Below are 14,225 nucleotides of genomic sequence, written 5' to 3'. Positions count from 1 at the left end.
ATACAAGGTGCGACGTATGAAATCCGCAATGGTGCTAGGAGCGACAGGTTTAGTAGGACGAACGCTTGTAAATATGCTGTTACAGGACAGGCGTTACAGTGAAGTCACTTGTTTAGTTAGAAAGCCTCTTTCTTCGAGTATGTTTAGAGATCCTCATAATAAATTAAAACCTGTTGTTATCGACTTTGACTACTTTCAAGATTACCAAGGTTATTTCAGCGTAAACCATGTTTATTGTTGTTTAGGTACAACGCTTAAAAAGGCAGGCTCTAAACAGGCATTTCGCCGCGTAGATTTTGAATACGTCCATGTTGCAGCCCAGCTTACCCGTGCTCAACGCGCAGACAGCTTTGTCTGGATTTCTTCGGTAGGTGCCGATGCGAAAAGCAGTAACTTCTATTTGAAGGTAAAAGGTGAGTTAGAAAATGCGATTATGCGTATGCCGCAACTGCCAAATGCCGCGGCGGTAAGGCCATCTTTGTTGCTTGGTGACAGAGAAGAGTCGCGCACTTTAGAAGATTTAGCACAAAAAACCGCACCTATTTGGCAAAGTTTAATGAAGGGCCCACTAAAAAAATACCGGCCAGTGCACGCTATTGATGTAGCAAGAAACATGATGTCGCTGCAGCGCTGGTAGTGAACTATCATAACCTTAACGTGAAGCGTTTTAGAACTTGGTATAGAATGCGCGGCTTTTAAACGTCTCGGTAACTTAACCCTCTATGTTTCGCTGCAAACAATTTACGGTGACTCAAGACCGCTGTGCGATGAAGGTGAATACAGATAGCCTGATTTTAGGGAGTTGGGTGAATGTCGGTGCTGCCGCGCATATTCTAGATGTTGGGACCGGCAGCGGCATACTGGCGCTAATGATGGCGCAAAAAGCCTTATCTTCATCGAAGATCGACGCTATAGAGATAGACGATAACGCTGCAGCGCAAGCGGCTTTTAACTTTGATAATGCTAAATGGTCTCGCCAGTTGTCTGTTTATCATTGTGATATCTGTAAATTTGAGCCTCCTTGCCTTTATGATTTAGTCGTATCAAATCCCCCATACTTTGATGAAGCACTTAAAATTACAAACGCCTATAAAGCCCAAAGTAAAGCTCGACATGTGGCAAGGCAAACATCAGTCCTGCGCCCTGATACACTTTTCAGCGTAAGTAATGCGGTCTTAAATGAGGGAGGTAGCATGTATTGTTTATACCCTTCAACTTTAGACGCCGACATAGTGCAGGTGGCAGAAACTTACGGTCTCCAGTTGCAGAGAATTCTTTACATAAAACATTCAAAAACCAAGTCGCCTTATCTTTGCGCCTTTCATTTTATTAAATCTTGTCTAGCGTCCTCATTGCATGGCTGTAAGAACACGCAGGAACAAAACACTATGGTTAGTGAAAATATACTGACGATAAGGAATGAAAAGGGGGATTACACGGATGAATATAAAGCGCTTTGTGAGCCTTTCTATTTGAGATTTTAATGAGCATTAGCACAGGAATATAGACTCAATGAATATTGTCGCGGAAGCTTTTGGTGCGATTGCTGTAGTTCTGAACTTCATAGGCTATCGTCAAACAAATGTGGACAAATACTTACTTATCTCGGCCTTTGCATTAGCGGCGTTGAGTGCACATTTTTTTATGCTCGACGCAATGGCTGCAGGGGTTGGTACTCTCCTCGCGAGCGTGCGTAACTTTATTGCGATTAAGCATAGAAGTAACGTTATCCTGTTTTTATTTATCGCAATAAATATGGGGTTCTTGGCCTATGAATGGTTCGTGCTCAACCACAACTGGATAATATTTGTTGCTTATACGTCATCGCTTATTTTCACCGTTGGCTCTCTTGTCATTAGAAATACCCACACCATAAGAAAAGTATTCCTTGTTGCCGAAACCCTAGGGCTAATTTATGCCATTTCCGTTGGCAGTATTTTCGGTACAGTGTTTAACGTGAGTAATTTAATAAGCATAGTTAGCAAGTTACGAAAGCCTTAAATATTGAGCGCGAAAATGGCGTTCCCCCTGCCTTTTTAGGCATATACCAAAGTACCGTATACCAAAGTGCAATGGGCTAAAGTTCAATTTAAAATTAGGTATATAAGCGTATCATTATTAATCAGTGAGTATAGTTTCAGTAATTTTTCCTTGAGATGAGCGGAAGTAGACTCTGTATGTAGTAGTGAAGAGAGTATACGCGATGAACTCAATTGATAATTCTAAAAAAGTTGAACGCTCTGATTTGCTTGAACAATCATTTCAAAGCGCCATTAACAATGGTGCGGCGGTCAATGTATATGAGCAAGCCCAATTTTTCCGAAACGCCGCCCCGGCAAATGACAAACCACGTCTAGTTGAAGCTCGAACCAGCCTAGAGACAGAGACGCTATGGAAAAAGCGACTCTTTATGCTGTTGGAGGCTGAAAACAAATTGTTAAAAGTTATACGCTTACGTAAAATTACTGGTATATTTACCGCATTGAGTGTGGCTGTTTTTATATTTTCCCTGTTTGTAGCCCCTTCGATGTCTCCTATAGCATTTTACAGCTTGGTCGCTGTGGCAGCATTTGGTATAGCCACCTACCCAGCATGGTTTTTACTTTCGAAAAGCAATAGGAAGCGAAGAGACCAAATCTCTAGTTTGTTTTACAAAAGCAATCATGAAGTAGAGATGGCAGATGGCAAAATGACGTTAATAAACAGGGCGAACTATGCAAGTGTAACGCAAATACACATACTGGATCGCAAACTTGGATTATTCCCAAACACATAGGCATCATTATACTTCCAAGCTAATTGTAGTACTTTTAGTAGCGTCCTTTATTCTTGGGGCGTTACTGTTAGCGCCCATGGATGCACTCGGGCAACTTCTCTCTTCAATAGTCATTCTTATTTTTATATCGCTTTGCAGTAAAGAAGCGAGGCATGCTCAAAAATATCAGCACTTATTTCGCGTAGTCGCACTGGTGTTAGCAATAGCCCTCAGTGTTAGATACTTATTATGGCGAGGTATTTACACGCTGACTTACTCTGACTTTCTTTCAATGATAGCCGTCTTGTTGCTGTTTGGCGCTGAAATATACGCTGGCGTCACATCTGTACTGGGGGCTATCGTTAATGCGTTTCCACTCAGTCGACCTTTACTATCTCTAGAAGGTGTAGATAGATCCTCACTGCCTAGTGTAGATGTCATGATCCCAAGCTACAACGAAGATGATGATATATTAGAAGTAACCATTCGAGCCGCGAAAATGCTAGATTATCCAAAGGATAAACTTCATATTCACCTGCTTGATGATGGCGGAACAGACCAAAAAATTAATGCTGAAAACCCAGCTTCAGCAGCGTCGGCAAAACAACGAAGAGAGAGACTTCAGGGCCTTTGCAAACGTTTAGACATCACCTACCACACGCGGGCAAAAAATGAGTTCGCTAAAGCAGGTAATGTTAATAGTGCAATTCAAAATACCACTGGTGATTTAATAGTTATCTTAGACGCAGACCATGTGCCTACCGCTGACTTTTTAGATAGAACCGTACCTTGGATGCTCAAAAACGAGAAAGTATTTCTTGTTCAAACCCCTCATTTTATGGCGAACCCTGATCCCGTTGAACGTAACTACTTCTCGGCATTCACTCGCATGCCGTCAGAAAACGACATGTTTTATGGAACCATACAAAAGGGGTTAGATTACTGGGGAAGCTCATTTTTTTGTGGTTCTGCTGCGCTAATGCGTCGGGAACATCTAGATTTAGTTGGCGGCATTTCTGGCGACTCCATTACCGAAGATGCAGAAACTGCCCTAGATTTGCACAAAATGGGGTACGAGTCTGTGTATGTTGATAGGCCCATGGTAAGTGGTTTAGCACCGGAAACTTTCGATGCATTTATTCAACAGCGTATGCGCTGGGCGCAGGGAATGACTCAGATTCTACTGCTTAAAAAACCTTTTAAAGCCGAAGGTTTAAAATGGTATCAGCGAGTTGGCTACATGAGTTCAATCATGTTTTGGCTATTTCCTTTTGCTCGGATTATTTTTCTATTAATGCCGCTAGCGTATCTTGTGTTTGGCCTTCAGGTGTATCACGCTTCTATACTGGAGATTTTTGCGTTCACACTGCCTCACGTTATAGCCACTTATATGATTTCCACGATGCTGTTTGGGCGAACCCGATGGCCTCTGGTTTCCGAGCTTTATGAGATACTCCAATGTGCGTTTACACTAAACGCGCTGATCAAAGTTTTTTTAAAGCCAAGGGCTCCTTCATTTGTGGTTACGCCTAAGGGTGAAAGCCTAGAAAAAACCTTCATATCACCGTTATCCAACACCTTCTATTGGTTGATATTAATCATAACTTTTGCGCTGGGCAGTGGGGTTTATAAATTTATTACAGAACCGCTTACGCGAGAGTTAACGGTAGTGGTAATGCTATGGAATATTTTCAACTTAATTTTATTATTATCGGTTCTTAGTGTTTTACTTGAGCGAAAACAAGTAAGAAGCCAAGCGCGACTGCCAGCAACAAATAGCGTTGTGATTAAAACGAGTACCGACGAAGCCTGGGTGGGAGATCTGGTCGATCTTTCATTAGGAGGTGCGCGATTAAGACTAAAAGGGGCAGGGGCGCTTGTACCTGAAAGCGCTACTTTTACCTCGTGGAGTCACGCACTAAGTAAGAATGTGCATATACCCATCAAGGTACTGCACTACGACAGTTCGTCGAAAATATTGAGGGTGCGTTTTGCCCCTCAAACCGACGAGCAAGAAAACGAAGTTGTCGCTTATTCACTTTGTGATAGTTTGCGTTGGATGTCATTTCAACGAAGAAGAACAAGAGCTATTTCATACTGGTTTGGCGCAAAACACGTGCTAAAAGTCGGGCTAAAGCCGGCTTTATTGCACATGCTTGTACTAATGGGGAAATTCGCCGGTAAATTAGGATTACTTGCTAAGCCGGCAAAGGAAAATCAATGATAAAAAAATACCTTATTCCACTATGGCTTTTGTGCATGCCATTTGCCCTTGCAGCACAAACAAACTCGTACCGACTAACCGATTTTTACGGTGGTGAGGGAACGGTTCGACTTCAAGGTAAATCCGCGTCGGTAGACATTCCCATTCCTCTGAGTTCAGTCGCAGAGGTGGATAGTGCCTTGTTAACACTTGAAGTGGTGAGTTCACAAGCCTTAATTAGAAAACGTTCCCAGCTGTATGTCAGATTCAACAATGCAACCATCGGTCAGATTGCTTTTGACCCTGACAGACCTTCCCTTGTATCTGAGGTTACTATTCCCAACGCTCTCTGGCGTGCAGGATTTAACTCTCTTACTCTTGCGGTGAGTCAGCACTACGCAGAGCAATGTGTAGACGGCAACGCGCCGGAATTGTGGAGTGAAATCAATGTGTATAATTCTACATTAAAGATAGCCACCTCAATCAATGAGAAGCGTTTCACATTAGATGCATTAAGCGGGTTCTTTAACCCTGGAATTGGCGGTCAGCGTAATGTTCACCTCTATACTGCACGGGAAGTAAACCCATTATTAAAGCAAAAAACACTGCCCATTGTTGCGCAGGCATTGGCCCTTCGAAATCAGTACCAGCCACTTATTATCCAGCATGAGAGTTTTGATGATGGCTACGTGCTTCCGCAAACCGAAGATGATTTTTGGAATGAGCAAAACATAGCACAATACGAGCGCACCGCGTGGTACCTCGAGCCGGAGCAAGAGCAACCTGTTCACGTGCTAGTGGGTACTGTTGAAGCTTTATCGCCAGTGTTATCTGATGAAGTGATCAACGATATCGACGGCGCATTTTTAAAAGCGCAGCGCACCCCAGCCTTTGTGAAAGGCAAAAAGATTATTGTGCCAGCTAGCTACAGGCTGATTGTAAGTGGAACGACACAAAATGAAGTGCTAGAAGCGGCCAAGGCCTTGGCGGTTATGGATGATGCAATCAACCCCATTTCGCAGGTAAAGGTGCTTTCTCAGTCTCAAATGCAGCCAGATGCTCTGCAGCGTAACCGCATCTTAAACCCTGATAACCACTATGCGTTTGAAGATTTTGGCGTACCGACAACGCAATTTAGGGATGAGGGCGACTTTAACAAGCGCGTCTCTTTCAGGCTACCCGCTGATTTTTATGTTCCTGAAAACGCATCAGTCAGTTTGCTTTTAGATTTCGGTTACGGTGCAGGATTTGGACCTGGCTCAGTAATGAACGTGAAAGTAAATGATGAGTTGGTCCACGGCTTGGCACTTAACAACATTAACGGTCAATCGTACAGAGATTACCAGTTACGCATTCCTGCTCGATTCTTCAAAGGCGGCGTTAATAATCTAGATTTTGCAGTTACTTTAAGACCTCCGCTTGCCGGCGTGGCATGTGACGACGTGCCGGGTTCACATCTCGTTTTTCAGCTAGATAACTCTTCGGTTATTGAGCTTCCAAGTGCGGGACATGTCGCAGTGCAGCCCAATTTAGCCATGCTTTCTGAAACGGCTTATCCATTTGCGCGCTTCAAATCTGCGCCTGTTTCGAGTATTGCAATACCGTCAGATGACTACTTGAACACAGCGTTAACGTTGTCTGCTAAGTTTGCGCAAGCAGCTCAAGCTCCGTTACTAAACGTTGAAATCGTATCGGGGAGTGATATTTCTGCCGAAGGCTCGGTCCTTGTGCTTGGAACGCCAGATACCCTTTCAAGCATTGAGCAGGAAGAATTTAGTACAGCAATAAAAGCGACTAAGCGCTGGTCTTACAGACTTCAAAATAATCTGTACAACCAAATAAGAAATATGACGGATGACAAGTCGTTCAAGGAAATGCGAATTGATGGAAACACTGTACAGGAGAGTGATTTGGGGGAGCAAGCGATACTCACAGCCCAGGCACATCCCGTTTCATCAGACACGGATACACTTTTCATCATGGCTGCGCAAACGCCAGAGTTACTTCAAGCGAGAGTAGAAGATTTGGTTAGCTTGTCGTTGTGGGGGCAAATGGCAGGGGATTTCTTTGCTTGGAAAGATGCGTTATCGCCATCGCTTATCATGCAAGTAAGTGAAAAATATGAAGTGGGTGAAGCTGACGATAACTGGCTGCACTTAAGACTTTGGCTTTCCAACAATCCTTGGTATTGGCTGATTGGCTTTATCATTTTGGTCTTTATCGTAAGCATGGTGATTTACCTACTGCTTAAACGCAGAAATGAACAAGTACAAGACTCATGGTAGCGCTAAGAAAAACAACAAGGGCGCTGTCTTTTATTGGCTTTTTGTGTGTTCTGGTGTCTTGTACTACAAAAGACGATAGCGAGTTCAAAGCTCAGTTCATGGCTTACAAAGCGCTATTTATTGATGGCGGTCGCGTCATTGATACGGGAAACGGTGACGTTTCCCATAGCGAGGGGCAGGGCTACGGTATGCTTTTCGCTATTGCCGCCGATGATAAAGCGACCTTTGATGCACTATGGCAATGGACTAAAAGTACGCTTATGCGTAAAGATGGGCTTTTTAGTTGGCGATATCGACCGTGTACCGGCAGCCCGTCTTCTTGTATTGATGATCCTAACAATGCCTCTGATGGAGATTTATTGATAGCGTGGGCGCTTTTAAGAGCAAGTGAAAAGTGGGGTGTAAACGAGCTTAAAGAGGATGCGCGAAACATCGTCGGAGCGATTGAAAGCACCCTGTTGGTTGAGTATGACACGGCCGTTTTACTTTTGCCGGGTGAGCACGGATTCAGTGTGAAATCAGATGAAACCACCAGCGTGCAGCTCAATATGTCCTACTGGATTTTTCCGGCACTTTCTGAGCTATCGTCCCTTTCATCAACGCCATCAAAATGGGACAACCTCTTTGAAACAGGCTTGTCTCTGCTTTCGAATATGCAGTTTTCATCTTACCGTTTACCAAGCGACTGGGTTCGCTTTGAACCCAAAAGAGGGGACATCGATAACGATAAGTTTAAAAGCAAGTTAACGCTAGAAAATGTCATATCGGCAGAGTTTGGTTTCAACGCCGTGCGGATCCCGCTCCAATTAGTTTGGTCTGAAAGCGTTCGAGACGATAACGAGTTAGCAGAGCAATTGCTTGAGCCCTATTATAAGTGGTGGGCGCTTGAACCAACCCCTGCGACAATAAACCTGCTTACCGAGCAAACCGCTGAGTACGAAATGACAGACGGCATGCGTTCGGTGAAACTTGCAGTAGATGAAATTATGAATTCGAAAGCCGCAAAATGGCCCACAGTTAATCGAAAAATGGATTACTATTCAGCCAGTTTAACTTTGCTTTCTATGCTAGCGGTAGCGGATAACGCCTCGTGAAAGATATATTTAAACGTACTGCTCTTGTACTTGCTTTGGGTGCTATAACGGCTTCACTTGTGCCAACCCACGCTATTGGGCAAACAAAAACAACCTATAAAGAGAAAGACTTAGGCCTTCTACCAGCACAGCAGGTGCAGCCTGACTTAACCGGTCTTTGGTATCATATCAACGAACGGCAGGTGAAGCAGGCCAATGACGAATTCGGACGTTTAAAGGCGCTTTACCCTGGGTGGCAAGTACCAAATGAAGTTGAAACTGAACTAAACAGGCTAAATGGTAGATTAAAAGGTACGTTAAAGCCTGCTCCTGCAAAGCCTCCAGAGTCAGACGAGCCAAAACGAGCCGAGCCAAAGGCTCCCAAAGAATCATCGACGATTTTGGCGCTAGAGGAATTTGCTCAGCTTACGCCAAAAGCCCGCGCCAATGTCTCAGAGCAACAAGTCAGACGGTTAGTTGAACTTAGTAACCAATTAAAGCGAACAGACTTTTATCTATTGATGGGATGGACCGCCATAGATAAAGGTATGCTCAACATAGCGACGCAGCAGTTCTCTTTGGCATTAGAAACGGCTGTACGTGACATAGATAAGCAGTCGGCGCAGCAAGGACTTGATAGCGTAACGGGTATCAGGTTACAGCAAACGCTAGCGTTACGAGACTTTGAAGCGCTTGAAACCTTCCTTGAGCTAGATAATAGCAACTATGTCAAAGATGTACTCATAGGAGAGGCGTGGCAGCAATATGATGCTAAAAACTACACATTTTCTGAAGCGCTCTTTCATTTAGTAGATGATGATGAAGGTAAATATTTAGCGCTGATTGCGCAGGAAACAGAATCCGCTAAACAAGACGCTTTCGCTTTAGCGTGCAGTATTAATACCGACGTTTTTATTCGTCGCTGCGCTGATGCGCTAGCAACGCGACAAGCGCAGTTTTATGACTCAATGCGTTACAAACAAAGTATTGAGGCGGGTGAGGCACTTTCTCAGTTAAGGCGACTGAGTCTTGATGAGCAAGCCCTGATTGGTTGGGCGGCGAAAGAAATACAAGATACTACAACCGCCACTGCAGCGTTTGAGCGTGTGTTATCGAAAACGCCAAATAATAGCGTTATTGCTAATGAACTGGTTTCACTCAATCAAAGTGACGATACCACATTGAATAGGTTGGCACTCAAATACAGTGAAGTGAAACGTATTTTGCAAGAGCGCACTAGTCGCAATGCTTGGCCAAGAAAACAGTTTTGGCTCGCCTATCAAAACGACGATCCACGAGAGGTTTTATCACAAACTAAAGATGGTCTAAGTGCTGTCTATGGAATGAATACTCGTAATCGAAGCGGCGGTGAAGGGCTTGGCAACTTCGACGTTCTGTCGCAATACGTCGGCATTGGCAGCGCATATTACAACTGGCTGTGGCAAGTATCACTCGACTACAAGCAGTTCTACAGTGGTCGCCCTCAAGTTGGCGACTGGTTTGGTAGCGACCAATTGAGTGGAGAGTTTTCGGGAATAAGCGGTTTTGAAGATACAGCCCTTCGCGCTGAAGCGTTTTATCAGGCACCAGACTTTAATTTTTACGCTAACCTTGAATATGCCATGTTCGATCAACCCGTTGGCACTAAAGTAACGGGGCAAATATCTGCAACCAAATTTCTTACCAGTACAACAGTTGCTGCAACCTTATTTAGAAAGGCAAAAGAAGACAGCTTATTAAGCCAAACCGGAACCTTTAATGCTAATCACGCGAAACCTTGGGGCTACGTGATAGAAAGTGGCGTAAGAGGATTAATAGCGCATGCAGTGGCCGATAAGTGGTCTGTTGCAGGTACTGCTCAGGTGAGTCGCTTAGAAGGCGAGCAGGTTGCCGATAATAGCGCGTTCTCTCTACGAGGTGATGTCAGTTATGATATTGCCACCATGATATCTCCAAAGCTTGATTATTGGCGTGTTGGGCCATTCTTGAGCTATACAAGCTACGATAAAAATTTAAGCGGCTTTACGGTCGGCAATGGTGGTTACTTTAGCCCAAGCCAGTTTATCAGTATTGGCGGCTATTCAGAGCTATTGACGCTTGAAGCACTTAACTGGCAAATTAAGCTACGAAGCTCACTTGCGCTTTCTCGCGTTGAACAAGACGATGATCTGCGCTTTCCGATTGGAGGCGCATTTCCAACGGCAGACGGAAACGTGACCCTTGGTGAAAGCTCAGATACGGGCTTAAGCGGCAACTTTATGGCTGAGGGCCAATATCGTTTCAACGACAACTGGATTGCGGCAGGTTATATTGGAAAAGCGTTCGCTGTTGAGTATCAGGCGTTTGAAGCGGGGATTCAAATTAGATGGAGAGCAGGTAAAGGTAATGGCGTCACCAGCGATGAGTTGTTGCTATCATCCCCAAGAATAAGCGGCTTTGCATTGTAAAGCCGCTTTCAACTGTATTTTTTTGCTGTCTTTTCTTAAGATTTAAAAATTTTTTAGACGCTAGCTAGTCTTTCTACGCCTAGTTAGCATAAGACATCCCGCGCCAAACAAAATAGCGATTGAAGCCGGTTCACTGACGTTAATAGCGCCAAACCGATAGTTATTCACTTGGCCTGTAGGCGCGTTGTAGGTGTCGCCTTGATCGTTGATTAATTCCACTAGCGGCGTGACCAAGCTATTAGCAATCACGTTGCCATCAACATGACCATTGTAAAAACTTAGCTCTGCGTATGGCGCTAATACACTACCTTTTACGCCCACGCTGTGTAACGTAAGGAAGTCAGCATCGACAAAATTAAATAAAATATTGTTAGTATAACGACCATCGTGACGTTGGCCGACATTGTTATCGTTGTCTCTATACTGACCATTTTCTCTGAAATATTCATTTTCCTGTGTAAACGCGGTATTAAAGAAACCAGTATTAAATAACTCAACGGATTCACCATAAACATTGATAATGTTGTAGCTGGTGGTAGAAAAGTCGTAAACGATGCTTTTATTGTCAGCGCTAAACCAGTCAGAGGTAATAGAGTAAATATTTACATCATCGTTGCCTGAAAATACGATGGTGTCGAGAGTATTTATATTACTGTCATTACAACTGACTCTCGCATTTGGATCTGAAGCGTCGGTACAGGAAAGCGTTGTTGTCCCATTGACGTCCATCGAAGCAAACTCTTGAGATTGTTTCGTTACTTCAGCAGCGATCGAGTTAAAATCAAGGTTGTCGACGTTAACTGTGTTACTAGGAGACTGTACAGCGCTTCCAGTATAGCCAGCGTTATCCACGGTGAGCGTTGTACCGTAAGTTATGGAGCCATTTACGCCCGCTTCACGGATGGTAACGCTTTGCTCAGATTGGATGTCACCGTTATTAATGCCTGCTTTTTCTAAAGTTACGTCACCTTCACTGAATATACCGCCGTTTTCTATACTGCCGTAGGTTACTGTGGTAGTGTCGCCACTGTTTAGTGCACCATCGAACATTACGTTATTAGCAGTAACCATACCTGAAACGGTAGTCTGTCCTGCGTGAACATGGCCTCGGGTGTAACTAAGATCGCCACCTACATAAAGTGCGCTAGAGGAAAGATCCGTAGGGAGTAAAAGACCTACATCGAAGTCTTCAACCGTTAGGTTTCCACCTACGGCTAACGTGCCTTCAACGTCAGATCGCTCACCTTCATAACTATTAAAGATAAACGCGTTGTAATTAAATGCTTCGCTTAATTCAATTTTGGCTGCCGACACCTGAGGTGCTGACGCAATTGCCGCAACCACGGCAGTGTAGAGTATTGTTTTGTGCATATTGGCTCCAGTGACATCCGAGTCTGGAACCGAGTTTCAACATGGATTTTCCAGACACACCGAATGGTACGATCTGAACAAAATTCATGCGATAGCGCAAGAGATACTTTGGTATAAGGTCTTATACGAAAAAAGCCACCCGAAGGTGGCTTTCATATATTTCATAAGTTAATAAGAGCTTGTTAGCTACTCTTCTTAACCAAAACAGATACTTTATCGATACCCGCAATTTTAACTTGGTTCATTACTTCTACCACAGTCCCGTGCTCACTGTCTTCGTGTGCCTGGATTGCTGCTGTATCTGTATTGTTTTCCGCTAAGTATGTCTGCGCGTTAGCTACAACACGACGAATATCAACCTCACGACCACCCATCATGATTGTGCCATCAGCATCAATACGGATAGAAAGCGCTTTTGAAGGCTTATCGTTTTTAGCTTGATTATCTTCAGGACGGTTTACGTCTAAACCTTTCTCTTTCACGAACGAGGTCGTTACGATGAAGAAAATCAACATGATGAACACGATGTCCAACATGGGGGTCATATCAATCTGAGCCTCGTCTTCAGCCGAGGTATGCTTCTTTCTTTTCATCTCGTCTTCTTTCTTCTGTTACGTTCGAGCCATTTAGTATACTGCTTGTTACAAAAATATACAGACTTTTGTATAAAAACAGTGTGCTCATTAACACTTGTTGTTGAAAAAATACTCAGTTTCACGGTAATAAAACAACAAACTATGTTTGTTTTCGTGAAATAGCGACACCTAATTGGTAAAAATACAACATCAATGCCTGATTGAGTGATGTACGCAAGTTACCATGAGGATAAATGCCAAGTCTAGCTTCCGTTGATTTTTTTGTCCCTTGCACCAAGAACGCATTTTTGATCTCGTGATCTTGGATGCAGGCTTCAAATGCCCGGGCAGCCATCTCCTGAGGCATAGCATAATAATACATTTTTAGCGCGCGATCAGCTTCTACGGATCGCACAAAGTACTCATTTGGCCTTTTTTGATCATTTAAGAAGAGCTGTGAGAAACAATCGCTCAATTTTTGATTCAATGGGTGAGGGTTCATAGGTGCATTATCCAGCCATGCCTGCGTTGCAAAGCTACCTGCAGCAATGCCGTCGAACATGCGTGGTGCTATGTAGTGATCGAACGCGTGAAACCATTCGTGTGCTAACGCACCTGCGCCCGCGTTTTTAGCCAGTGCAAGCTGTCGCTTTGCGCTATTGTAATGAGCACTACTGTGTTTTTGTCCTCCGCTACCAAAAGCAAGCGATAGGGAACCGTTCAGCGACAAAACCTGCTCGTTAATGTTTAGGATCGTAACCAGATCATAAAGCGCATCAAAAAATAAATTGGCTGCGATCTGCTGTTCTTCAGCCGTTACCCATCGACCCACAGTGATCGTAGCGAAATTGAACAGCTTGCGAATATCTTGAAATGAGACGTCAGCGCCGTCTCTGTGGCTTGGACCATTGCGATAAAACTGCTGATGAATACGGCCTTTATTTTCCAACGCTGATATCCAAATATGATGGGGCTTAGGCCATTGAAACCAGCAACTGCTCACACCATGCTTCGATGCGTGCGTCTGTTTTGTCGTATTGGTTTTCATCGTCAAGAGACAGGCCAACAAACTGAGCCTTGTCTTCGGTTAAGGCTTTTGATGCAGTAAACTCGTAGCCTTCATTTGGCCAGTAACCGACTATTTTGCAGCCTGAGGGCAAAATTGCATCGTGGAGCATACCTAACGCATCTTGGAACCATTCTCCATAACCGAGCTGATCGCCAAGGCCAAACAGGGCAATAGTTTTTCCAGATAAATCTAAGCCGTGAACCTCTTCCCAGTGAGACTCCCAATCCTCTTGGAGCTCGCCAAAATCCCAGGTTGAAATGCCGAATATAATAATGTCGTAGTCGGCCGTGCGCGTTAAATTCACGTCCTTGATGTTATGAAGGTCAACAATGTCTTCGTCAAAGAGGCTATTGAGCTGCGCCTGGATTTTTTCCGCCGCCATTTCGGTATAGCAGGTTGTGGAGCCGTAAAATAATCCGATGGACAGTGCGCTATCACTCATTAGAT

12 protein-coding genes are annotated in these 14,225 nt (G+C 44.1%); 8 read left to right on the top strand and 4 right to left on the bottom strand.

The features are described from left to right. Positions 1 to 16: 16 nt before the first annotated feature. The 8 genes from C6Y39_RS05800 to C6Y39_RS05765 all read left to right on the top strand — a co-directional run bounded on the left by C6Y39_RS05800 (position 17) and on the right by C6Y39_RS05765 (position 10,763). The gene (locus tag C6Y39_RS05800; RefSeq protein WP_105930359.1) at positions 17 to 637 is read left to right on the top strand and encodes an NAD(P)H-binding protein; all 621 of its coding nucleotides are present in this window, start codon (positions 17 to 19) and stop codon (positions 635 to 637) included. A gap of 85 nt (positions 638 to 722) precedes the next feature. Further along, positions 723 to 1,484 carry a tRNA1(Val) (adenine(37)-N6)-methyltransferase gene (locus C6Y39_RS05795; protein WP_146128596.1) on the top strand — a complete coding sequence of 254 codons (762 nt, stop codon included), beginning with the start codon at positions 723 to 725 and terminating at the stop codon, positions 1,482 to 1,484. Positions 1,485 to 1,512: 28 nt separating this feature from the next. Beyond that, positions 1,513 to 2,001, top strand: a complete 489-nt coding sequence (locus C6Y39_RS05790; RefSeq protein WP_105930357.1) for a YgjV family protein — start codon at positions 1,513 to 1,515, stop codon at positions 1,999 to 2,001. A gap of 202 nt (positions 2,002 to 2,203) precedes the next feature. Beyond that, a complete protein-coding gene (locus C6Y39_RS05785; RefSeq protein WP_105930356.1) occupies positions 2,204 to 2,776 on the top strand; it encodes a hypothetical protein in 573 nt (190 codons plus the stop codon). After that, on the top strand, positions 2,754 to 4,979 hold the full coding sequence (gene bcsA / locus C6Y39_RS05780; protein ID WP_105930355.1) for a UDP-forming cellulose synthase catalytic subunit: 2,226 nt from the start codon (positions 2,754 to 2,756) through the stop codon (positions 4,977 to 4,979). The genes C6Y39_RS05785 and bcsA overlap by 23 nt, the downstream gene beginning before the upstream one ends. Beyond that, entirely contained in the window at positions 4,976 to 7,243 is a 2,268-nt protein-coding gene (locus tag C6Y39_RS05775; protein WP_105930354.1) for a cellulose biosynthesis cyclic di-GMP-binding regulatory protein BcsB, read from the top strand. Before bcsA ends, C6Y39_RS05775 begins: the two co-directional genes overlap by 4 nt. Continuing rightward, positions 7,237 to 8,337, top strand: a complete 1,101-nt coding sequence (locus tag C6Y39_RS05770; RefSeq protein WP_105930353.1) for a family 8 glycosyl hydrolase — start codon at positions 7,237 to 7,239, stop codon at positions 8,335 to 8,337. The genes C6Y39_RS05775 and C6Y39_RS05770 overlap by 7 nt, the downstream gene beginning before the upstream one ends. Further along, positions 8,334 to 10,763, top strand: coding sequence for a cellulose synthase subunit BcsC-related outer membrane protein (locus C6Y39_RS05765; protein ID WP_105930352.1), 2,430 nt, complete (start codon positions 8,334 to 8,336; stop codon positions 10,761 to 10,763). The genes C6Y39_RS05770 and C6Y39_RS05765 overlap by 4 nt, the downstream gene beginning before the upstream one ends. Before the next feature lie 60 nt (positions 10,764 to 10,823). On the opposite strand, the gene C6Y39_RS05760 is transcribed toward C6Y39_RS05765, so the two are convergent. The 4 genes from C6Y39_RS05760 to fldB form a co-directional block, all read right to left on the bottom strand. Continuing rightward, a complete protein-coding gene (locus C6Y39_RS05760) occupies positions 10,824 to 12,134 on the bottom strand; it encodes a choice-of-anchor A family protein (protein WP_105930351.1) in 1,311 nt (436 codons plus the stop codon). 182 nt (positions 12,135 to 12,316) lie between these two features. After that, the gene (locus C6Y39_RS05755) at positions 12,317 to 12,727 is read right to left on the bottom strand and encodes an ExbD/TolR family protein (protein ID WP_105930350.1); all 411 of its coding nucleotides are present in this window, start codon (positions 12,725 to 12,727) and stop codon (positions 12,317 to 12,319) included. A 142-nt stretch (positions 12,728 to 12,869) separates the two neighbouring features. Next, positions 12,870 to 13,658 (bottom strand): CLCA_X family protein, encoded by a 789-nt coding sequence (locus C6Y39_RS05750; RefSeq protein ID WP_105930349.1) that lies wholly within the window; start codon positions 13,656 to 13,658, stop codon positions 12,870 to 12,872. 25 nt (positions 13,659 to 13,683) lie between these two features. After that, positions 13,684 to 14,220 (bottom strand): flavodoxin FldB, encoded by a 537-nt coding sequence (gene fldB, locus C6Y39_RS05745; protein ID WP_105930348.1) that lies wholly within the window; start codon positions 14,218 to 14,220, stop codon positions 13,684 to 13,686. Positions 14,221 to 14,225: the final 5 nt, after the last annotated feature.

The organism is Alteromonas gracilis (genome assembly GCF_002993325.1).
Taxonomy (GTDB): Bacteria; Pseudomonadota; Gammaproteobacteria; order Enterobacterales; family Alteromonadaceae; genus Alteromonas; species Alteromonas gracilis.
The sequence above is the reverse complement of the archived record's forward strand: the minus strand, read 5'-3'. Positions and strand labels throughout refer to the sequence as shown.